20 protein-coding genes and 1 tRNA gene are annotated in these 22,387 nt (G+C 60.2%); 4 read left to right on the top strand and 17 right to left on the bottom strand.

The window, feature by feature from the left end:
- Positions 1 to 4: 4 nt before the first annotated feature.
- Positions 5 to 1,186 carry a voltage-gated potassium channel protein gene (gene kch / locus EKH79_RS08665; RefSeq protein WP_126673397.1) on the bottom strand — a complete coding sequence of 394 codons (1,182 nt, stop codon included), beginning with the start codon at positions 1,184 to 1,186 and terminating at the stop codon, positions 5 to 7.
- A gap of 153 nt (positions 1,187 to 1,339) precedes the next feature.
- Between kch and rpiA the strand changes: the two genes are divergently transcribed.
- Entirely contained in the window at positions 1,340 to 1,981 is a 642-nt protein-coding gene (rpiA, locus tag EKH79_RS08670) for a ribose-5-phosphate isomerase RpiA (RefSeq protein ID WP_126673398.1), read from the top strand.
- A 107-nt stretch (positions 1,982 to 2,088) separates the two neighbouring features.
- Here rpiA and EKH79_RS08675 read toward each other — a convergent pair whose 3' ends face one another.
- The 4 genes from EKH79_RS08675 to rplM form a co-directional block, all read right to left on the bottom strand.
- Positions 2,089 to 4,989, bottom strand: coding sequence for a TonB-dependent receptor domain-containing protein (locus EKH79_RS08675; RefSeq protein ID WP_126673399.1), 2,901 nt, complete (start codon positions 4,987 to 4,989; stop codon positions 2,089 to 2,091).
- A gap of 989 nt (positions 4,990 to 5,978) precedes the next feature.
- A tRNA-Gln gene (locus tag EKH79_RS08680) sits at positions 5,979 to 6,052 on the bottom strand.
- Between the two features lie 67 nt (positions 6,053 to 6,119).
- Positions 6,120 to 6,512, bottom strand: a complete 393-nt coding sequence (gene rpsI, locus EKH79_RS08685) for a 30S ribosomal protein S9 (RefSeq protein ID WP_126673400.1) — start codon at positions 6,510 to 6,512, stop codon at positions 6,120 to 6,122.
- Between the two features lie 8 nt (positions 6,513 to 6,520).
- A complete protein-coding gene (rplM, locus tag EKH79_RS08690) occupies positions 6,521 to 6,949 on the bottom strand; it encodes a 50S ribosomal protein L13 (protein WP_126673401.1) in 429 nt (142 codons plus the stop codon).
- A 125-nt stretch (positions 6,950 to 7,074) separates the two neighbouring features.
- Between rplM and EKH79_RS08695 the strand changes: the two genes are divergently transcribed.
- Together EKH79_RS08695 and coq7 are read left to right on the top strand one after the other, a co-directional pair.
- Positions 7,075 to 8,274: a (Fe-S)-binding protein gene (locus EKH79_RS08695; protein WP_126673402.1), complete on the top strand. Its 1,200-nt coding sequence runs from the start codon at positions 7,075 to 7,077 to the stop codon at positions 8,272 to 8,274.
- Positions 8,271 to 8,924: a 2-polyprenyl-3-methyl-6-methoxy-1,4-benzoquinone monooxygenase gene (coq7, locus tag EKH79_RS08700; RefSeq protein ID WP_126673403.1), complete on the top strand. Its 654-nt coding sequence runs from the start codon at positions 8,271 to 8,273 to the stop codon at positions 8,922 to 8,924. The genes EKH79_RS08695 and coq7 overlap by 4 nt, the downstream gene beginning before the upstream one ends.
- Positions 8,925 to 9,238: 314 nt before the next feature.
- On the opposite strand, the gene speD is transcribed toward coq7, so the two are convergent.
- Positions 9,239 to 10,024, bottom strand: coding sequence for an adenosylmethionine decarboxylase (gene speD / locus EKH79_RS08705; RefSeq protein WP_126673404.1), 786 nt, complete (start codon positions 10,022 to 10,024; stop codon positions 9,239 to 9,241).
- A 286-nt stretch (positions 10,025 to 10,310) separates the two neighbouring features.
- Here speD and crp point away from each other — a divergent pair, with 286 nt between their 5' ends.
- Positions 10,311 to 11,006, top strand: coding sequence for a cAMP-activated global transcriptional regulator CRP (gene crp, locus EKH79_RS08710; protein ID WP_126673405.1), 696 nt, complete (start codon positions 10,311 to 10,313; stop codon positions 11,004 to 11,006).
- A 186-nt stretch (positions 11,007 to 11,192) separates the two neighbouring features.
- Here the strand turns inward: crp and EKH79_RS08715 are convergent, their stop codons facing one another.
- The 11 genes from EKH79_RS08715 to pdsR all read right to left on the bottom strand — a co-directional run bounded on the left by EKH79_RS08715 (position 11,193) and on the right by pdsR (position 22,028).
- Positions 11,193 to 12,149: a bifunctional helix-turn-helix transcriptional regulator/GNAT family N-acetyltransferase gene (locus EKH79_RS08715; RefSeq protein WP_126673406.1), complete on the bottom strand. Its 957-nt coding sequence runs from the start codon at positions 12,147 to 12,149 to the stop codon at positions 11,193 to 11,195.
- A gap of 78 nt (positions 12,150 to 12,227) precedes the next feature.
- Entirely contained in the window at positions 12,228 to 12,914 is a 687-nt protein-coding gene (locus EKH79_RS08720) for an HAD family hydrolase (RefSeq protein WP_233590248.1), read from the bottom strand.
- A 17-nt stretch (positions 12,915 to 12,931) separates the two neighbouring features.
- Positions 12,932 to 13,726: an indole-3-glycerol phosphate synthase TrpC gene (gene trpC, locus EKH79_RS08725; protein WP_126673408.1), complete on the bottom strand. Its 795-nt coding sequence runs from the start codon at positions 13,724 to 13,726 to the stop codon at positions 12,932 to 12,934.
- 51 nt (positions 13,727 to 13,777) lie between these two features.
- On the bottom strand, positions 13,778 to 14,833 hold the full coding sequence (trpD, locus tag EKH79_RS08730) for an anthranilate phosphoribosyltransferase (protein ID WP_126673409.1): 1,056 nt from the start codon (positions 14,831 to 14,833) through the stop codon (positions 13,778 to 13,780).
- Positions 14,830 to 15,429 (bottom strand): anthranilate synthase component II, encoded by a 600-nt coding sequence (locus EKH79_RS08735; protein WP_126673410.1) that lies wholly within the window; start codon positions 15,427 to 15,429, stop codon positions 14,830 to 14,832. Before EKH79_RS08735 ends, trpD begins: the two co-directional genes overlap by 4 nt.
- Before the next feature lie 82 nt (positions 15,430 to 15,511).
- Positions 15,512 to 16,468, bottom strand: a complete 957-nt coding sequence (locus EKH79_RS08740; protein ID WP_425478494.1) for a DMT family transporter — start codon at positions 16,466 to 16,468, stop codon at positions 15,512 to 15,514.
- Positions 16,469 to 16,501: 33 nt separating this feature from the next.
- On the bottom strand, positions 16,502 to 17,176 hold the full coding sequence (locus tag EKH79_RS08745; protein ID WP_126673412.1) for a hypothetical protein: 675 nt from the start codon (positions 17,174 to 17,176) through the stop codon (positions 16,502 to 16,504).
- Between the two features lie 3 nt (positions 17,177 to 17,179).
- Positions 17,180 to 18,655, bottom strand: coding sequence for an anthranilate synthase component I (gene trpE / locus EKH79_RS08750; protein WP_126673413.1), 1,476 nt, complete (start codon positions 18,653 to 18,655; stop codon positions 17,180 to 17,182).
- A gap of 50 nt (positions 18,656 to 18,705) precedes the next feature.
- Complete coding sequence (locus EKH79_RS08755; RefSeq protein ID WP_126673414.1) at positions 18,706 to 20,712, bottom strand: ATP-binding protein; 2,007 nt, start codon at positions 20,710 to 20,712, stop codon at positions 18,706 to 18,708.
- A gap of 33 nt (positions 20,713 to 20,745) precedes the next feature.
- Positions 20,746 to 21,339, bottom strand: a complete 594-nt coding sequence (locus tag EKH79_RS08760; RefSeq protein ID WP_126673854.1) for a hypothetical protein — start codon at positions 21,337 to 21,339, stop codon at positions 20,746 to 20,748.
- Positions 21,339 to 22,028 (bottom strand): proteobacterial dedicated sortase system response regulator, encoded by a 690-nt coding sequence (gene pdsR / locus EKH79_RS08765; RefSeq protein ID WP_126673415.1) that lies wholly within the window; start codon positions 22,026 to 22,028, stop codon positions 21,339 to 21,341. The genes EKH79_RS08760 and pdsR overlap by 1 nt, the downstream gene beginning before the upstream one ends.
- Between the last annotated feature and the right edge of the window lie 359 nt (positions 22,029 to 22,387).

Below are 22,387 nucleotides of genomic sequence, written 5' to 3' on the forward strand. Positions count from 1 at the left end.
CGACCTACTGAAACACGCGCTGCAAGACAAAATCTGCCGTGACTTTCTCGCCGGTGAGCAACATCGCCGTCAGCTCGCCACCCAGCACCTGCGGCGCAATGATCACATCCGGCTGAACAAGCCTGATCCGGCTTAAATGGCGTGCGTCGTTCACCGCCGCCACCGTGCGTGCGCTGCCGCCCAACTCTTTCACGGCAAGCACGGCAAAGGCGTTTTCAGCGTCATCATCCCGCATGGCCAGTACGGCCTTCGCCTCGTGTGCGCCGGCCTGACGCAACACATCGACATCGCTGGAGTCGCCGACGACGATGTCGACGTCCGACGGCTCGCCATCCGCTGGCGCGTCCCGCAGCAACCGCGTGACCGGTTGCCCGCGTTTCACGAGTTCGCGCCAGGTGTTGATCGCCAACGACGTATTGCCGATCACCACATAATGATCTTTGCGCTTCATGGTGCGCCCCTTGTGACTGACGATACGTTGCAGGCTGCGCTTCATCATCGGCGCAACCACGGCGGTGAGGGAGGTGGCAAACACCGCCACGCCTAGCACCACCACCGATACCGCAAAAAGCCGCGCGTCTTGCGTGCGCGGCACGATGTCGCCATAACCAACTGTGGTCATGGTGATCATCGCGTAATAAAGCGCCGTGACGAGATCCTTGATAGGCGGCGAAAATTCCGCGCCCAGGTAATAGCTGCCAAGCGTGGCATACATCACCAGCATGGCGACGGATGTAAAGGCAAAGAGCGTGCTGGCGGCGAGACTGGATCGATCGAATTGTTGCCACGCAAACACAAGGGCCAACAACAACAACGCAAAGTAGATCAGCAAGACGACGTTATGGTGTATGCCGAACGTAAGACTGGCGAGCGCGGCAATGACCAGAAGTACGGCCATCGTCCAGGCCAATCGCGAGCGCATAAGCAGGCCCACTGCCGTGATGAGCAGCCCAAGGCCAATCAATAGCGGCGGCAAGACACCGGGACGTAGGTCGAACTGGCGATCCATCAACAGCGCCACATAGTGCTGCCAGTCGTCACCCAGATCGGTGCGCAGCAGGCTGACGGTGCCTCCCGCCAACAGCAAGGCAAGCGGCAAATGCGGAAACCAGCCGTGGGCGCGCAACACTCCCGCCCATCGCCGCAGGCGAAGGTGCCAGTTGGGTTGCAGGGGCTGTAGAGGCATCCGGTCTCCGCATCGTCCGATCTACGATCCGCCCAACCGCCCAGGTGGATGGCGCAACCCTAGCAAGGTCCGGGCTAGCCTGCCAAACGCAGCGGAAAGGTGCGGTCATGCTTCAAATCGACGATCATTCGCGTTTTCAGGAATGGTGATGCCATGAGCAACAATCAGGAAAAGCGCGAGGCTGGCGAAGCCGCCATCCAGTACGTCGAAGACGGCGCCATTATCGGGGTAGGCACGGGTTCTACAGTGGCCTTCTTTATCGATGCGCTGGCCACGATGAAGGACCGCATCCAGGGCGCAGTATCGAGCTCGGAACAATCGACGGCGCAACTGAAAAAGCACGGCATTCCGGTATTCGATCTCAACGCAACAGGACCCCTGGCCCTGTATGTCGACGGCGCGGATGAGTGCGACACACATAAGCGCCTGATCAAAGGCGGTGGCGCGGCGCTGACACGCGAAAAGATCGTGGCACAGGCTGCGCAGAAATTCGTGTGCATTATCGATTCGAGCAAGCGCGTGGATTTGCTCGGCAAATTTCCGCTACCGATCGAAGTGATCCCGATGGCGCGCAGCCTGATCGGGCGCGAGATCGTCAAGCGCGGCGGCAACCCGGTGTGGCGCGATGGTGTGGTCACGGACAACGGCAACTGGATCATCGATGTGCATGGCTGGCAGATTGCCGATCCGGTGGCGATGGAAACGGAATTGAATCAATTGCCGGGGATTGTGAGCGTCGGCCTGTTCGCGCGTCGCCCCGCTGATGTGGTGCTGATAGGCAGCAAAGTAATGTGAGCGGCGCACGGCGATTACACGCCTCGCATCATCGCCATTGATCCGTCATGACAAAAAAAGCCGGGCCCTTTCAGGCCCGGCTTTTGTCTTGTTGCGATTGACGTCGATTACTTCGAACCGCCGAAACGATAGTCGATCTGACCCATGATTTCGCGACCGTACACGTTGTAGTTCTCGGTATTGAAGAACGGGAACGCGGTGTAGGAAGGATCCCTCGGCGGCATCTTGTTGGTCAGGTTGTTGACCAGCAGCGAGAGGTCCAGCCCCGGGATCGGCGTATAGGTGAAGCTGTAATTGAACGTGATCCACGGCGCTACGCTACCGGCACCCGGGAAGTTCGGGCCGTCGACCATGCCGGTGTAGTTCGGCGACGATCCATAACGGTGCCAATACAACGTGCTGGCGTACTTGTCATGCAACGACCAGTTCAGCGCACCGCTGACAATGCTCTTGAATTCCGAGCTGTACAGCGGGTTGGTAAGCTGGTTGATCGGCAAGCTGCCCGGATAGATCTGGTACGAGTGCTTCAGCATGTCGTTGTAATCGAACTGCAGGCCGAACGTTCCCACCGGCGTCGGGCTGAACTGGTACTTCAACTCCGACGTGATCGAGTCCGTCACTTCATTGGAGATGTTGATGTAGTACTGACTGATCGTGCTGACCTGACCGGTCACCGCATTGCGCTGCACCTGGCCGTCGTTACCGTTCGGCCCAACCACCGTCTGACAGATCTGCGAATTGGCGGGCAGCTGGCCCAGCAAGCACTGCGAATCCTGACGCATCAGCAAATCAGCCGGCTGCGGCGCGATTTCGTTGGTAATCGCAATGTGCAGGTAGTCGACACTGAAGCTCATGTTGTTGAGCGGCGCCCAAACGAAACCACCGGTCCAGCTCTTGGCGGTGGTCGGCTTCAGATCCTTGTTCGAGTACAAGGTGCCTTCCACTTCTTCGGAGAAGTCCGAAGCACAGTTCTTGCCGCCGTTTTGAACCTGGCAAAGGTAATAGTCGGTGACCGACTGGTAGTTACCGCTCGGGCCCAGATACAACGCCGACATATCGGGAGCCAGGAACGACGTCGCGTAGTTGCCACGCAGCAGCAACGTATCGAACGGGCGATATTCCACGCCGGCCTTGAACGTGAACTTGCCGTTCGTTTCGCCACCCTGCGGCAGCGAGTAGCGATCGTAGCGACCCGAGATGTCGAACGTCAGCGGCTTGAACACCGGCAGGTTCAACTGGAAGGCCGTCGCAGCGTGATTGCGGGTACCGCCACCGGACGTCGCAGTCTGGCCCCAGATGTCGCCGGCCTCTACAAGCGGATTGGCCGGTTCGTACCACGCTTCGCTGCCGCCTTCGATGAGCGCCGCAAAACCCGCATCGCCGCCTGGCAGATGGAACAGGCTGTCGTTGCTGATCGTGGCGCGGGCGTTGTTGACCCAGGTATTGGAGTTTTCTTCAACCGGTACCGTGAAGCTGGCGATTTGCGCGGGTGTCAGCGGCGTGAAGAACTTCGCGTAGTTCGGGTTGTACATGTTCAGACCCGTATTCGGGTCCATGCCCAGCGACGGGCCCAGGATCGAATTGAAATAACCGTCGACCGCCGAAGCAAGACGCTCTGGCGCGCTCACGCTGGTGCGATCGCCGGAACGCAAGAAGTAGGCGTCCCAGTTCCAGTTCGAATCGCCGAACGTACCGTTCGCACCGACGTCCGCCTGATACATAAGGTCGAACTGACGGGTCAACTCGTTGTAGTAGTTGTTACCCACTTCCTCCGGCGCAAAGATGCGCTCGGGGTCAAGGATGTCACCGGTCTTCGCATCCTCGATAAGTCCAGACGGATAGTTGTTCTGGTCGATCGGACCCCACCAGATGAAGTCAGATCCAGGCGTGAATTTCTGGGTCTGCACGTCCATCAAAACGTCGCTGTACAGACGAACGTGATCGTTGAGGTCGTAACGAAGCTTCAGCATGCCGTCATAGCTACGGCTCTGGTTGAGCATCGTGGTGTAGCCAAGCACATGCTGCGAACCGCAATACGTACCGTAACGACCCGCGACACTCGATGTAGTCTCGTTTGTCGTACCGTTGAACAGACCGCTCATCGGGCCGCAACCATTCGGCGGACTGATATAGCCCTGGATGGCGCCGGTGTACTCGTTGATGTTGCCGTAATCGGGAATCGTGGCTACCGGTTCATCGTGTGGCGTCGTCGCGGTGAAATCACGCTGATAGGCCCACATCGGCGACTGATTGTCGAATTCGAACGAACCCAGCACGTTGAGCTTGCCGTAATCGTGGCCGAACGAAATGGCGATGCGCTGGCTTGCGCCACCGCCGCCGTCGTAGCCGCCCGCACGCACAAGCACTTCAACGCCATCCATATGTTGCTTGGTGACGATATTCACCACGCCGGCGATCGCCTGCGAACCGTAAATCGACGAACCGCCGCCCGGGATGATGTCGATATGATCGACCATCGAGATCGGAATGTTCGAAATGTTGGTGAAGTTGCTCTGGCCGTTGTAGAGCTGGCCGAACTGCGTGATCGGTTTGCCATCGATCAGCGTTAGCGTGTACTCCGGGTTCAAACCGTACAAGCTGATGGTCTGCGCACCCTGAGTGAAGCCGCCACTTTCCTGCGGACCCTGCACCGAACCGGTTGCAAACACCGAACTCTGCAGCACGTCTGTCACCGAGTTGAAACCACGTGCCTGGATGTCGGCCGCAGTGATCGTGTAGGTCGGTGTTGCAGTCTGAATCTGTGCGTTGTTGATCAGCGATCCGCTGACCACCACCGTGTCGAGCCTCTTGGCCTTTTGGTCCTGCGTGCCGCTGGTGCTTTGATCAGTACTCGTCGACTGCTGCGTGGTGTCCTGAGGAGCCGCAGCGATGTTAACTGCTGTCGAAGTACTCGGGTTCGCGGTCGGAGTGGTGTCTGCGTAGACGTTCGCAACAACGCCAATCGACAACGCAGCCAGAATGGCTGCGGCAACGGGTTTTTTAAGCATGTGAGGCTCCCTCGGCCTGATCTGCGTTTGATTTATTTATTGCGGAGAACCCAAATTGGGCCCCTCCCCCGCAATCAGCACGTCGCAAACACTTTGACCCTCATGGGGCAAACCGAACGACGACTCCCAAAATGCACAACAGTCCGACTGCACTAACTTACGGCAGCCTTACCTAGTGCTACAGCTATGTTTACAAAATATGAAGATTTTGTGCAAATGGCTTACGGCACTGAGTGGCTAAGAAATATTCCTATTCGAGAAAATTCCTACATATTTTCGGTGCTTATGTTGTTAGGAAATTTTCTCGTGAGAAGCGCGACGCAGAGTAGTAAGCGGTTTCACTCAGGCGTCTTTCTCAAAATTTTGGTGAGGCGGAGATTCGCGCGATTTTTTTGCGTGTTAGGCCGTCCGTTTTTTGAGCGCGGTGATGCTTCGCCGCATGATTCTGCGGTCGGATACGGCTAACTTTTTGGTGCTTGGCTTGATAGTCGCTCAAGCTAACGTCGGCTCAACTGACGACCCACAGGGCGCGGCACGGGACGTGCCGAGTTAACGGGGTTCGCCTCCTTGACCCTCCGAGCCAGATACAGAGGGCCACCTTTTAGGCGAGCCTTTCGAATGGGTTCACGTAGGTGCGGCGAGGATTGTTCGCCCCATCCATGGGGCTCACCCCTCCGCGCTACGCGCTCCGGGGCCAGCGCTTTGCGCTGTCCAAATTTGCTCCTGGCAAATTTGTCGAACGTGGGTCGTCTCCTTGACCCTCCCAGCCAAATACAGAGGCCCGCCTTTTGGGCGGGCCCTTGGAATGCGCGAATGTGGGCGAGGATTGTTCGCCCCATCCATGGGGCTCACCCCTTCGCGCTACGCGCTCCGGGGCCAGCGCTTTGCACTGTCCAAATTTGCTCCTGGCAAATTTGTCGAACGTGGGTCGTCTCCTTGACCCTCCCAGCCAAATACAGAGGCCCGCCTTTTGGGCGGGCCTCTGTATTTGGCTGGGAGACTAGGATTCGAACCTAGATAAACGGAGTCAGAGTCCGTTGTCCTACCGTTAGACGATCTCCCAATGTCGTACCGAGCGGTGCGCTCTGACTTGGTGCACCGGACGGTCGAATCGCTGCCTCGAGTGAGGATTAGCGCTTCGAGAACTGGGTCGCGCGACGGGCTTTGTGCAGACCGACTTTCTTACGCTCGACTTCACGGGCGTCTCGGGTCACGAAGCCAGCCTTGCGGAGCTGCGTCTTCAGGCTTTCGTCGTACTCGATCAGGGCACGGGCGATACCGAGGCGGATGGCGCCGGCCTGGCCGGTGATGCCGCCGCCGGCGACCGTGACCTTGATATCGAACTTGTCGGTGCTCTGGGTCAGTTCGAGCGGCTGGCGCACGATCATGCGCGAGGTCTCGCGACCGAAGAACTGGTCCAGGGTCTTGCCGTTGACTTCGATCGCGCCGGTGCCCTTGCGCAGGAACACGCGAGCTGCGGAGGTCTTGCGGCGGCCGGTGCCGTAATTCTGCTGAATCGCCATATGCTTCCTTAGATTTCCAGCGCCTGCGGCTGCTGTGCGGTATGCGGATGTTCTGCGCCGCCATAGACCTTGAGCTTGCGGTACATGGCGCGGCCCAGCGGGTTCTTCGGCAGCATGCCCTTCACGGCGATCTCGATGACGCGCTCGGGATGGGTGGCCAGCAGGTCTTTCAGACTGGTGGTCTTGAGGTTGCCGACGTAGCCGGTGAAACGGTGGTACTTCTTGTCGTCCAGCTTGGCGCCGGTGACAGCCACCTTCTCCGCGTTGATCACGACGATGTAGTCGCCGGTGTCGACGTGAGGGGTGAACTCGGGCTTATGCTTGCCGCGTAGACGACTCGCGATCTCAGTCGAGAGACGACCGAGAGTCTTGTCCGTGGCATCAACCACGTACCAGTCGCGCTTGACGCTTTCCGGCTTGGCGCTGAACGTTTTCATTTCGGAATACCTGTCTGCCGCCACATGGGCGGTAAGCGGAATCGATGGAACAAAGGCGCGAGATGATAGCGAAGCTCTCATCTGTCGCGCAAGCCCACGAGGGGCTGCGAGTCAGCAATGATAGCATGATTGATATGCCTCTTGAGAAGCCCCAACACCGCATTGCCGTGCTGGCCGACCAGTGTGTGCAATGCGGCCTGTGCCTGCCCGTTTGCCCCACGTATGGCCTGGACGGCAACGAAGCTGAATCGCCGCGCGGGCGGATCGCGCTGGCCGCTGCATTGGCCCGGGGACAGGTTTCGGTTACCACGGCCCTGCGCGAGCCGATCGACCACTGCCTGGGCTGCCTGAATTGCCAGCGGGTCTGCCCCGCCGGCGTTCATTATGAGGAGCTATTGGTCGAGACGCGAGGCTTGCTCGGCCCCGCACCGGATCGCCCCGCCCTATTGCTGGGGGTGGTCAAACGGCCAAAACTGAATCGATGGCTGCAACGGCTGGTCCGATGGACCGGCGCTGCGCGATGGGTTCCCGCCATCCTGGGAGGAAAGACGGCGCCGTCCTGGCGCGCCGCATTGTCCTTACTGCCACGCGGATCCAAATTATCGGCAGTGAACTCGATTTCCCAACGCGAACCCGATTTGGGAGCGGTCGCCTTATTTCCAGGCTGCACCGCCAGCGTGCAGGATGCCGAGGCGGAACGTGCTGCGGAATCGCTGCTTCGCGCCGTGGGTTATCGCGTTACACGCCTTCCCGCCTTCTGCTGTGGTGCACTGGATTTGCACGATGGTGCCACCGCGGATGCCGATAAAGCGTCCGACAAGGTGCAACGCGCCTGGAGCGGCGCCCAGGCCGATCATCTGATAACGATCACGCCGGGTTGCCTCAGTACCTTGCGGCGCGCATTGCCCGGGGTTCGGGTCGGCGATCCCTATGCACTGCTCGCCGAACACTCCGATCGGCTGTCATTCCGGCCTTTGGCGTTGTGCGTTGCGCTGCACGTCCCATGCACGCAAGCGAATGTCGCGCGTAGCGATGCCGCGCTTGTGCAATTGCTGAAACGCATCCCGAATCTGGAACTCAAGCGCTTATCCACACCGCCGTATTGCTGTGGCGCCGCCGGTTCGCATGTGCTGCAGTTCCCGGATCGCGCGGAACGTTTGCGTGACGATGTCATCGCACACATCAACACGCTGGATGCGCAACTGATTCTGTCGTCCAATATAGGTTGTCGACTTCATCTGGCTGCAGGATTGGCCGAACATGCATCGACATTACCGACCCTGCATCCGCTAACGTTGCTGGCACAGCAACTGGACATCCGATGAACCCCACGCGCCATGTACGCACGCTTACACCGCTTGACCGCTTGCTCGCAGGTGTTGAGCGCGCCCTGGAAACCGTGGCCGGCTCGCCGGAGGCCAATCGTGTGTCACCGGCACATGGCATTGCAGAAGCCGAGATGGATGACAGCCAGCGCCGTCACGCTGCGGGCCTGATGCGCATTAATCACACGGGTGAGGTATGCGCGCAGGCGCTATACGACGGGCAGGCCGCGCTTGCGCACAAGGAAGAAAATCGCGTGCACCTGCTTCACGCCGCGGCCGAAGAAACCGATCATCTTGCGTGGTGCAACGAGCGTCTGTCCGAACTCGAAAGCCGTCCGAGCCTGCTCAACCCACTGTGGTATGCGGGCAGCTATGCGATTGGTGCGCTGGCAGCGCTTGCTGGTGATTCGATCAGTCTCGGTTTCGTCGTGGAAACGGAAAAGCAGGTGGAAGCGCATCTTGCGGAGCACATCGACAGGCTTCCTGCGCAAGACGAACGGTCACGAGCCGTACTTCAGCAGATGCAAACCGATGAAGTGCAGCACGCGCAGAATGCGCGTCAACGTGGGGGCATTGCGCTGCCGTTTCCCATTCCGCAGTTGATGCACACCACGTCGATGGTGATGAAGACGGTGGCGTATCGCGTTTGATGTGGCATGTGGTTTATCTATCGCTAGAGAAACATTGAGGCAATGTCGAAGCCCGACGTCATTCCGGCGAAGGCCGGAATCCAGTGGCGTTATCGCTGATTTGATACCTCATGGTTGGGACGCTCGCTTTGCAGCGTAGGTATCTGGCGATAAGGCTCGATTCAACACTGAAGACACTGGATTCCGGCCTTCGCCGGAATGACGGTGAGATGCTTGAAAGGGTTGAGGCCAGACGAATTGCCGCCTCAATAAATCGCGGCTCGCTCTCTGTCCAACAGACAACAAGAAAAAACCCGCCTTTCGGCGGGTTTTCGTTACATCAGGTTACGTCCGTGGAAGAGCTCTTCAATCTCACGGCGAAGCAGCGACTCGATGCGCTGACGTTCCTTGAACGACAGATCGTCCGCATGCGCCTCGAACAGATACGTATCGAGGTCGAAGTCCTTGATGTGCATCTTGGTGTGGAAGATATTTTCCTGATACACGTTCACATCGAACATCTCGTACTTCTGACGAATGTGGCGCGCCAGATAATCCTGCACCGAGTTGATCTTGTGATCGATGAAGTGCTTCTTGCCCCGCACGTCGCGCGTGAAACCGCGCACGCGGTAATCGCACACCACGATGTCGGACTCGAAACTGTCGATCAGGTAATTCAGGGCTTTCAGCGGGGAGATCACACCGCAGGTCGCCACGTCGATGTCCGCACGGAAGGTCGCGATGCCGTTGTGCGGATGCGTTTCCGGATACGTGTGGACGGTGATATGGCTCTTGTCCATATGCGCCACCACGGCATCGGAGATCGTGTCGCGGCCCAGCTTCTCCACCACCGGCTCCTCGGAAATGAGGATGGTGACCGACGCACCCTGCGGGTCGTAGTCCTGACGGGCCACGTTGAGGATGTTCGCGCCGATGATCTCGGCCACGTCGGTAAGGATCTGCGTGAGACGATCGGCGTCGTACTGCTCGTCGATGTACTCGATGTAACGCTGGCGCTGGTCTTCGGACACCGCATAGCAGATGTCGTAAATATTGAAGCTCAGGGCCTTGGTCAGGTTGTTGAAGCCCTGCAGACGCAGGCGCGGGAGGGGTTTCACCACGGCGACACTCCATGGCCGGGTCACGGCCGACAGGTGAGGCGGGTTAGCTACAAGGGTCCCCGCTGATTAGAAAAGCATGCTGGACCCTTATCCTGCACGCCTCTTGTGTACGAACGATGGCAGCTGCCACCATCCGGAAGACTGCGAAGTATGCGGCATATCGGAGCAAAACTGAACCTACGGGGTTCGCTTCGACTTTGCCATAATGCAAAGGTTGTTCAGGGACGTAAGCCTTTTTGCCGCTGGATGGGGCGGCTCTTGGAACTCTCAGCTTGGGGAAAATTCTGTGGTGCAGCTGAAATATCAACTACAACAAGCGTTCGAAAAGTCACAGGCTCCTCTCGGTTTTGCGCCAGACCCCGCCGCCATGGAGCGTTTTCTGGGGATGTGCCACCGCCGCCGGTATCCGGGCAAAACGGCCATCATCCGCCCGGGCGACCCCGCCAACACCCTGTATTACGTCATTGAAGGCTCTCTGGCCGTCTGTACGGAAGACGAACAGGGCCGCGAACTGATCCTGGCCTACATCAGCCGCGGACAGTTCATCGGTGAGATGGGGCTGTTCGTGGAGCAGGCCCAGCGCGAATCGATGGTGCGTACCCGCAGCCCTTGCGAAATGGCCGAAATCAGCTATGAGCGCCTGTTCCAGCTGATGGAAGGCCCGCTGCGCGATGAATGCCCGAAGATTCTGTTCGCCATTGGTGCCCAACTCACCCATCGTTTGCTGCGTACGTCCCGCCAGGTCAGCCGCATGGCCTTCATGGACGTCACCAATCGCATCTCGCGCACCCTGCTCGATCTCTGCCAGGAACCGGATGCGATGAGCCACCCGGCCGGTACGCAGATCCGCATCTCGCGTCAGGAAGTCAGCCGCATCGTCGGTTGCTCGCGCGAGATGGTCGGCCGCGTGCTCAAGCAGTTGGAAGAGCAAGGCATGATCGAAGTGTCCGGCAAGACCATTGTCGTGCGCGGCACGCGCTGAGCCCCTTGCCTCCTCTCCCCTTCGGGACGCGGGGAGGGGCCATGGATGGCCCCGCTCTGAGGAGCGAGGAAGAGGACTGAGGTGAGGGGACACGCTTGCCTCACCGGTTATAACAGCCGCGCTCCAGGTAGGCGCGAAGCAAGATTGGCCCCTCACCCCAACCCTCTCCCCACAGGGGAGAGGGAGTTATGACGCTGGCTTCTCGTAGATCATGTAAACGTCCGCGCGCTCGTAATGCGAGCCCGGACGGATGGCCGGCTGGAAGCGGAATCCTGCTTTTTCATACATGCCCAGCGCGGGCTTCAGCGCGCTGTTGGACTCGAGGAACAACGTGACGCCACCGCGACGGTGAAACTCGGCGATGGCTGCCTCAAGCAGACGCTTTCCCGCACCCAGGCCTCGGAACGTTTCGTCCACACCCATCTTGGTCAGCTCGAACACGCCGGGCGATTCCTGCAGCAGCGCACACGTGCCAATGATTTCGTTACCCAGCCGCGCGAAGAAAATCGCCCCGCCCGGTTCGAGGATGTAGTGCTCCGGATCGCTGAGCACCGCACGGTCGATATCCTCGATGTGGAAATAGCGTTCCAACCACGCCGCGTTCAGGCGATAGAAATGTTCGCGCCATTGGGGCGCGTAAGGCACGATTTCCAGCGGCGTGGCCAGCAGCGCGGCGTGCTCGGCCAGAATGGCTTCGGCGACGGGACGCTCCTGCAAGGCGCGCTCGCACGCCGCGATGGCCTCGAGCAACTGCGTGGCATGCTCGCCCAACGACGCTGTGACGCCCTGCCGCACGGCGCACCAGATCGGCCCGAGTTCGCCCAACGCGTGATTGGCCTTGTCGGTGAGGGCAAGCACGGAGCGACGCCCATCCTTCGCATCGCGTCCGCGTTTCACCATGCCGGCGCGAACCAGCTTGTCGGTGAGCTGGCTGACCGCCGAATGGGTTTGGCCGATCGCCTCGGCGACTTCCGTGACCGAGCGCGGCCCCACATCCCACAGGTAACGCAAAACCGGGAGCCAGCGCGATTCGATGCGGGCGCCGCGAGCCTGATAGACCTCATCCGCTGCGCCGTAGAACTGATCGCTCAACGCCTTCAGGCGGCTGCCCAAGGCCAGTTTTCCCAAGGATGCGATGTACATAGCCGGATCATGTGCGAGATACGTAAGTACTAACGTATCTCCGTCTGGCGTGGCTCGCAAGTGGCCAAATGAAGGGAATCAGTACCAGGCGACGCGCGCTACCGAGCGGCCGAGTGCCTTCTCCACGCGCTTGCACAGCTTGGGCGTGCCGTTCACCAGCACGGGCTCATGCGCCTGTTTGAGCATCGCCGCATCGAGCATGGAATCGCCGTAGGCGACACGCCACGTTTTCACGCCCTTCGCGGCAAGGCTTTGCACCTTGCGACGTCCGACGTTGTGCACTTTCACGCGCATGCCCGACCAGCCCGGCTTGATTTGCGATCCGATCACGCCGACCTCGGGCAAGCCCAGTTGCGAGAGCAAACGCGTGGCAAGCATCTGCTCACAACCCGTCACGACAAAGACTTCATCGCCATCGGCAACGTGTCGGCGCAATGCGTGCAAGCCATCGCGATAAAACTGCCGCGGGCGCCGCACGATGTGATCGGCGAACGCATCCACCGTTTCCTGATAACGCTTCTGACTCATTCCGAAAAGCGCAACATGGACCAGCACACGCGCCGCCCACCAGCGTGAGAACACACCGCAAAGCAACCACCACGGCATCGTCAGCAACGCCAGGATTTTGCTCAACAGCGATTGCTTGTAGCGATGACGCATGAACATCGCGAACGAATCGCCATGAAACAGCACGCCGTCGAAATCGAACAGCACCGTGCGTGACGCGCTCGCGTCGGCACCGGAAGACTCCGGCGCGTTTGTCATGTCCCCTGTCGCCATGATCAGTGCGTATCGAAAAGTCGCTTCAATTCCTGCCCGGGATCGGCTGCGCGCATAAATGCTTCGCCGATCAGGAAGGCGTTGATCCCGGCCTCGCGCAGCTGCGCGACATGTTCCGGCGTGTGAATACCCGATTCGGCAACCAGAATGCGGTCGTATTCGATCAGCTGCTGCATTTCCAGCGTGATTTCGAGCGAGGTTTCAAAGGTGCGCAGATTGCGATTGTTCACGCCGATCAACGGCACCGGCACGGCTTGTGCGCGTTCGAGTTCTTCCGCGTCGTGCACTTCGCACAGCACGTCCAGATCAAGATCGGCAGCGAGCAACGACAGTTCGAGCAAATCCGCGTCGCCCAGCGCTGCAACGATCAGCAGGATGCAATCGGCGCCAATCGCGCGGGCTTCATACACCTGATAGGGATCGATCACGAAGTCTTTGCGCAAGACAGGCAGCGAACAGGCTGCGCGAGCCTGCTGCAGAAAATCTTCACAGCCCTGAAAAAAATCCTTGTCCGTGAGCACGGAAAGGCACGCGGCACCGCCGATTTCGTAGCTGCGTGCAATCGCAGCAGGATCGAACTCCTGCCGAATTACGCCTTTGCTGGGACTGGCTTTCTTCACTTCGGCAATCACGGCCGGTTCGCCCGCGGCGATCTTCGCTTCGATGGCCGCAGCAAAACCACGCGTATCGGGCATATCAGCCGCGCGTGCGGATAGCTCTTTGAGTGGCAACTTCGTGCTGCGCTCGGCGAGCTCTTCGGCTTTGCGGGCAAGGATGCGTTGAAGAATATCGGTCATGAGGTTGCGTTCAACGGATGAAACAAAATAACAGTGGCGCGACCACCGGACTTACTCGGTAGTATCCGCGAGTCGCCGCGTAGTTGCCACGAATTCATCCATTTTGGCACGCGCCGCACCACTGGCGATGGTGGCCCGGGCCAGCTCGATACCACTGGCAATGGAACCCGCCAGACCCGAGGTATAGAGGGCAGCACCGGCATTCAGGCACACGATGTCGTGTGGCACGCCATGGCGATCTTCGAGTGCTTCCAGCAGCATGGTCTTCGAACCTTCCACGCTGTCGACACGCAAATTGCGGCTGGATGCCATGGCCAGCCCGAAATCTTCGGGCTCGATCTCGTACTCATGCACCTCGCCGTTGCGCAGCTCGCCCACCAGCGTGGCCGCACCCAGCGAGATTTCGTCCATGCCATCGCGGCCCCAGACGACCATGGCGTTCTGCGAACCGAGCGCCTGCAACACGCGCACCTGGATGCCGACCAGATCCGGGTGAAACACACCCATCAGGATGTTCGGAGCACCCGCCGGATTGGTCAGCGGCCCAAGAATGTTGAACAACGTGCGCACGCCCATTTCCTTGCGCACCGGCGAAACCACCTTCATCGCGGGGTGATGATTGGGTGCATACATGAAACCGATGTCGGTCTCCGTCATGCACTGCGCCACCTGCGTCGGTGAAAGATCGATGCGCGCACCGAGTGCTTCAAGCACATCGGCGCTGCCCGATTTGGACGACACGCTGCGACCGCCATGCTTGGCGATACGCGCGCCCGCTGCCGCGGCAACAAACATCGACGCGGTGGAGATATTGAAGGTCGACGCACCATCGCCGCCGGTGCCGACGATATCGACAAAATGCGGATGCGCCGGCGCGTCGACTTTGGCCGACAGCTCGCGCATCACACGCGCAGCGCCGGTGATTTCGCCCACCGTTTCTTTCTTGACGCGCAGGCCGGTGATGATCGCCGCCGTCATCAACGAGCTGACTTCGCCGTTCATGATCTGGCGCATCAGCGCGATCATTTCATCGTGGAAGATTTCACGATGTTCGATCGTGCGCTGAAGCGCTTCCTGTGGCGTGATGGAAATCGCGCGCCCGGTCATGCCGCGAGCTTTTTCTTCGGCAAGCCGAGGAAATTGCGCAGCAGATCGTGACCGTGCTGGGTCAGAATCGACTCCGGATGAAACTGCACGCCTTCGACGGCCAGCGTCTTGTGGCGCAGGCCCATGATCTCGTCGATCGAGCCATCCGCGTTCTCCGTCCACGCGGTGACTTCAAGGCAATCGGGTAATGAAGATTGCTCGACGACCAGCGAGTGATAACGCGTGGCTTCGAACGGATCAGGCAATCCAGCAAACACACCCTGCCCGCGATGGCGTACCGGCGAGGTCTTGCCATGCATTATCTGCTTGGCGCGAATCACTTTGCCGCCAAAGGCCTGACCGATGGCCTGATGCCCAAGGCACACGCCGAACACCGGAATATCGCCACCCAGCTGCGTGAGCACATCGAGCGAAATACCTGCATCGTCAGGCGTTCCCGGCCCGGGCGAAATCATGATGTGCGACGGCCGCAGCGCGCGGATACCGGCGATATCGAGCGCATCGTTGCGCACCACCTTCACCTCCTGTCCCAACTCGCCCAGGTACTGCACGAGGTTGAAGGTGAAGCTGTCGTAGTTGTCGATCATCAGGAGCACGGGCGGGATTCCGGCAGGGGATGCGATACGGGACAGCCATTATCCATCGAACACGGGCGGTGTGGACGATGACTCCCGGCACTCAGAGGGCGGGTGCCGGGGTCGGTTCGGCATGCCGCCACACCGACCAGCTCACGCCGGCCACCAGCAGCACGATGGCCGCAATTTCCAGCGGCCGCGGCCAGCGATGGTCATAGATGAACGCATAAAGCAGCGCGAACAGCGTTTCGAATACCAGCAACTGGCCGGCCAGGGTCAGCGGCAAGCGGCGGGAAGCGGCATTCCACAGGGCGTTGCCCAGCCAGGAAGCGCCGATCGCCAGCAGCAGATTGACCAGCCAGAACACTTGCCAGCGCGCGGGAGGAAGGGCCTCCTGCACCCAGCCCGCAGGCAGCAGCAGGACCAGTAGCCACAGCAACAGGCCAAGCAAACCCGTCACGGCGCCCCATAACATGGCCCATTCGTTGCCGGAGAAATGGGCGGTGCGGCGCAGGTAACGCGCGTTCTGCACCGCGTACCACGTCCAGCAAGCCAATGCGCCCGTCGCGCAGGCCATGCCGATGCAGCGGCTGAGAACGCTGGCGTGCGGTCCGCTGTTCGCGCTGAATACATCCGCATTGATGCAGGCGATACCAGCCAACACCATCAACAGCGGCCATGCCAGTCGCGACAATGGCACCGAACCATGATCGCCATGGCCGATCAATGTCACGGAAACGGGTAACACGCCGATGATGAGTGAAGTGGCTGCTACGCCGACCTCATGCACGGCAAAACCGAGCAGCACGTAATACAGCAGATTGCCCACCAGCGCGAAGCGCAGCAGTGCAAAGAAATCATCGCGAGTAAGTCGAGCGATCACGCTGCGCGCGGTCGGCAACAACGCAAGCGAGGAAACGATGCCGTACATCACGTAACGTCCCGCGCTCAACAGCACGGGCGAAAAATCGCCGAGCAGGCGCGGCACCAGAAACACCATGCCCCACATCGCGCCAGCCAGTAATCCGTACAACACGCCACGCTGCATGACGTTCCTTATGTGCTGAAAACTCTATAGCCGCGCACCCATGTTTTAAGGGCGCGCCAGAACTTGTCGCGTATAGCTTTCGATGACAAGACTGAAAGGCTGATTGTCGCCGGTGTACAGCACCGCGCGATGCTGCAACACGTGATCGGGAATCGTCAGCGATTGCTGACTAGCTGGCGGCAACGGGGTACCGCTGTCCCAACCCGCCGGCAACGGTGACCACAGCAAATCTGCTGCAAGCGTCTGGCGACGGAAGTGCAACGGTTGAACGACTTTGCCAAACGGCACATCGGACGTATCGAGTTGCCGATTCATCTCCGGCGTGAGGCGCGAAGGCACATACCAGTTATCTGCGTCCGACAACACCACGTCACCGCAACTCAACGCCACGCGGCGGTAGCGCACCTGTTCGTCCGGACCGATGCCGAGCAACGCTCGCGCACCATCAGGTAACGGTTTGTCGGCGCCATGCACGCGCTGCGCAACGATCTTCGCCTCCGGCGCGAGGTGATGCGCGCCGCACCATTGCTCCAGTGTCAGCGTTGCACTCGGGTGGCTTAGCAATTGCGCATTCAACGTCTGCAATTCGGCCAAAGCCTGTGTGCGGCTAAGCAGCGTATCGGGCCAGCCTTGCGACGATTGGCGCGCCGACAACGACCACGCGGCGATCAGCATCGTCAACACAACAAGATGACTAGCACGGCGCACGATGTCTGGCATGACTCACAATCCCTTGGCAGCCTGCGCGACCGCACGGAACAGCGCGCGGCCCTTGTTCATCGTTTCTTCCCACTCCGACGCAGGATCGGAGTCGTACACGATGCCCGCACCCGCCTGCACATGCAGACGGCCGCCTTGAATGACCGCCGTGCGAATGGCGATGGCGGTGTCCGCATCGCCCCACCAGCCGATCCAGCCGATCGCACCGGCGTAGATATTGCGCTTGTACGGTTCCAGCTCCTGGATGATTTCGATGGCGCGGATTTTTGGCGCACCGCTCAACGTACCAGCCGGGAATGTCGCCTTGAGTACGTCCATGTAGCTGAGGTTCGGCTTTGCGGTGCCCTGCACCTGCGACACGATATGCATGACGTGCGAGTAACGTTCGACGACGAACGACTCGCTGACTTCCACCGTACCGGTTTCACTGATGCGGCCGATGTCGTTGCGACCGAGATCGATCAGCATGACGTGCTCGGCCCGTTCCTTCGGATCGGCCAGTAACTCGGCTTCAAGTGCGCGGTCTTCTTCGTCTGTCGCGCCGCGCTTGCGCGTGCCGGCGAGCGGACGCACCAGGACTTTGCCGTCCTTCATGCGCGCCAGAATTTCCGGCGACGAACCGACGATCTGCGTATCGCCAAGATCCACGAAATACATGTACGGCGACGGATTCATCGCGCGCAATGCGCGATACACATCCACCGGCCGCGCGTTAAAGCCAACACTCAAACGTTGCGATGGCACGACCTGGAAAATGTCGCCCGCACGAATGTATTCCTTCGCCCGCTCGACCATCGCTTCGAATTCCTCGCGCGTGAACGAGGATTTGAAATCGCTCTCGTCGAGCGCGATCGATTGCGTGAGCTGCGGATACGACGCGCCACCTTGGCGCAGCCGATGCGTCAGCGCATCGAGGCGGCGCAGCGCTTGTGCGTACGCCTGCGGCTGCGACGGATCGGCGTGCACGATCAAGTACAGGCGACCCTTGAGGTTGTCGAACACCGCCACTTCTTCGGCGAGCATCAACAACACATCGGGTGTGCCGAGTTCGTCTTTGCGATCCCACTGCGCCAAGCGCGGCTCGATGTAGCCGATGGTTTCGAAACCGAAGTAACCCACCAGGCCGCCGCTGAAAGCTGGCAGTTGCGGCAAACGCGGCACGTTGTAGTGCTCGCGAAGTTTTTCGATTTCGGCCAGCGGATCGTCCAGATGCCGGCGTTCAACCACTTCGCCCGCATCTTCCACCTCAAGCTCGTGACCCCGCAGGCGATACACGCGCTTGGCCGGCAGACCGATGATCGAATAGCGGCCCCACGTCGCCCCGCCTTCCACCGATTCGAACAGGAACGTGTACGGACCATCGGCCAGTTTCAGATAGACCGATAGCGGCGTGTCCAAATCGGAGAACACTTCGCGCACCAGCGGGATGCGGGTGTGTCCTTGGGCTACAAGCGCCTCGAATTCGTCGCGGGAAATCACGTAGGGTTCCGGATGGCCAAACGGGGGAACGGCCATTGTACAGACTCTGCCTAACCGGCTAGACGCTGCCTTGGCATCGCATGCAGGCGCAGCGTAAAGGCCACGCCACTGCCATCTTCCAGATTTCTTGCGGAGGCGATGCCGCCGTGGCGCTCGGCCACCAGCCGTACGACGTACAAGCCAAGGCCCAAATGGGGTGCATCGCCCGGCGTAGCTTTCTCGCGCAGGCTGACCAGCGAATCGAACAGGCGGCCCTGCATGGCGGCTGGCAACAGCGGGCCCTGGTTGGCCAGTTCGATTTCCGCGCCGTTTTCGATCGGACGAAGACTGAGACGCAACCAGCCATCGGGCGGCGTGAACGACAGGGCGTTGTCGAAGAGTTTATCCAGTGCCTGGGCGATCAACTCCGGCGCGCCGTGCAAATGCACCGGTTGATCGGGCAGCACGCAATCCAGGTGACGCACGCCCGCAAGCGGCCGATACGCTTCCGCGCAACCGTCCACCACTTCGACCAGATCGACATCTTCTGGCTCGGCCGCCGCGATGGCGCGTTCCATTCGGCTCGCTTCGCTCATCGCGCGAACAAGCTGTCCAAGGCGCGCAACGCCATCGCGAGCACGCGCGAGATAAGGCTGCGCTTCGTCGGAGAGTTCAGCGTGTTCGAGGTTATCCAGCGACGACTTCACGATCGCCAAAGGCGTGTTGAGTTCATGCGACAACTTGGAAGCAAGCGTGCGCAAGTAATCGGTGTAACCACCCACAGCCTCGAACAAGCGTTGGAAGCTGCGTGCCAGGTCGCCGATTTCATCTTCCGATTCGGCCATCGGGAATTGGCCCTCAAAGAACTGGCCATCCAGACGGCCGTCGTTGATTTGGGCGCGTTCGACGGCATCGCGCAAACGGCCAAGACGAAGACTGAGGCGCGTGGCAAACAGCAACAGAATGGCGCCAGCAACAAGCATCACGCCAAAGCTGGTCAGCAGCAGACTCAGGAAGGCGCGGTTGGCGAGCAAGGGAACCGCTCGGCTGGCTTGTTCCAACAGCAGCACGCTGACCACTTCATGATCGCGCTCGATGGGAACCGCCGTCGCCAGCACCACGCTGTCGCGCTCTTCGCCCTGTCGCCACACCGTGGCCGGTTCACCACGGCTGGCACTTTGCACTTCAGGAAGGTCCAGACGCGGCGCATCTTCGGTCCACGACTCGGCATCTTCCAGCGGATTGGCTAGCAGCGAGCGATAGATCAGCGACGACAACCACGGCGGTTGCGGGCCGGATGTCGTCAGACGACCGCTTTGTGCAAGCAACCAACCGGACGGTGTCATAAGACGCGCACGCGTGTCATCAGGTGCCAGCCGAACAAGTTCCTGCGCCAGATCCGGCGAGTAGCGCCACAGCGATCTTTCTTCCGTTGCCAATGGATCGCCGCCATTGGCTGCCGAGTAAATGCCTACGCCAAGCGCGCTCAATCCAAGATCCGGCGGCAACCGCAGTTCTGCGCGATAGCCGCTGCCATCTTCCTGCCATTGACCGACGATTCTGTCCGGCAAATTGCCCGCAGCGGGATCGACCGGCAACGCGGTGAACGCACCGGGCGCTGCGCTGGCAATCAGATAGCGGCGATGAATGGAGCCTTGCACAAGATCGAGCACGAGATGATCGGCGGACATGGCATTGGCATCGCCGGCATCCGCACGCGTTCGGCGCGCCGTGCGCACATCGATGTACATGTAGAAGCCGTTGTCATCTTCGGCGAGCAGCAACTTGCCTTGCGTGCCGATGGACTGACTCCACGGCGTCATCGGCGCCCAATCGTCGCCGTAGCCATCGATGGTGATCGGATTCACCGCCTGCTGCACGTACCAGCCCTTGCCGGATTGCGGCAGCGGCGCATCGGTAACGGCGAGGCTTCGCGCGACAGCTGTCGCGGTTGCCGTAAGCGCCTGCTCCTGCCCCTGGCGCAGCAGCGTTTCCATCTGCCGCACATACAGCCAACCCGCCACCGGCAGTGCAAGCGTGCACAGCGCTACCAGCAGCAGTTTTTGGCGCAGACTCATGCGGGGGTGTCCCGGCTTGTTCCAAGCCGCAATTTAATGGGTTGCGGCTTTGCTGGTCGAGCCCGGCGCAGGAACGAACTTGGCGTAAGTGGAATGTTCGACGACTTGCTTGAATGCATCCAGCGCAGCCTGACTTTGCGGATCGCCCTGCCCGACCGTCATGGACCAGCTGTAACGGATGCCTGCGGCTTTTCCGGGATCGCAGAACACGACGACGTCATTGACGTGATCGCTGCCCGTATACATCACGCCCTGGCATGCCATGGAAGGATTTTTGACGGGGTATGCGGCAACCGTGCCTGCCGGATCGACTTGCAAGTAGTGCTTCCGGTCATCCTGAAGCTCGACATCCAATGACGGCAGTTTGGACGGCCAAACGTTAAGCACAATCACGCGATCCGGTTTGCCCGTCCAATCGCCCTGATAGAGCACGTAATTCACACCGATGGCGCTGGCATAGGTGCAGCAGTCTTTGGTCCAGCCGCCGGGCGAAACAGTGTGGATGGCCCAGCCCGGAACGTTGCCGTCTACAACGCCGTGAGCATCCACGACGTTGTTCGACGGCTGCGCGGCCATCGACACGTTCGCCACGAACATCAAAAGCGCAACAACCCAGCGCATACGCATCACGGGCGCCACCTGTAACCCACACCGTGCACCGTCTCGATGGCATCGAATTCCGGCGCCACCGCAATAAACTTTTTGCGGATGCGCTTGATGTGCGACGTGATCGTCGCATCGTCCACCACAAGCTCCGCTTCACGCATCAGCTGATCGCGATTCTTCACGTGACCGGGAAAGCGCACCAAGGTGTGCACCATCCAGAATTCGGTCACAGTGAGCGGCACTTCCGCATCATTCCACGTGATGCGCATACGTTCGGATTCGAGCTTGAGCGGACCGTGGCCGATCACCGTTTCGCTGGATATCGGCGCCTTCAGCGATTCGATACGGCGGAACAACGCAGCGATGCGTGCCGCCAGCTGATGCAGGCTCGTGTCTTTGCTGAGGTAATCGTCCGCACCAAGACGCAAACCGGAGATCACATCGAAATCCGAATCGCGCGCGGTGAGGAAGATGATGGGTAGCGTGGCGGACTTCGCCCGCAGCTCGCGGCACAGATCGAAACCGCCTTCCGGCTCGTCACCCAAACCGATATCGATGATCACCAGTTCCGGCAGGCGCGTCGCGAACGCATTGGAGGCCTCCAGCCGCGAGCCGTAACCGCGCGTGTCGTAGCCGAAACGGGTCAGCGCCTCGACGTAGTTGGCGCGAATCAGCGGTTCGTCTTCGACGATGGCGATGTGGCGTCCCATGAAAATTCCTCGTGATGTTGGCGCGCAGCGTGCAGTGTGGGTGATCGACACGCAAGCCGGTCGGGCACTTTGCCCGCGTTCTGCCAGATTCCATCGCCCGATCGCCCCGCAGCCGCCGGTAGGTGCGCCGCGGCGAGGTGTTTGATAACCCCAAGCCCAAACGAAACGAACCGCATGCGCGCTGACCCCTCGATCGACCCCAATGCCGAACTTCGCAGCTTCGAGCCACTGCGCGTGGTGCTGGCGCTGGGATCGCTGCTTCTTGCCCTGCTGATGAGTCTGCCCTGATGTCATCGAGTTACTTTCATGAAGCCGACGTGGACGGCTTCGGCGCGGCCGGCGCGCAAGGACGGGCACCG

The organism is Dyella dinghuensis (assembly GCF_003977615.1).
Lineage (GTDB): Bacteria > Pseudomonadota > Gammaproteobacteria > Xanthomonadales > Rhodanobacteraceae > Dyella_B > Dyella_B dinghuensis.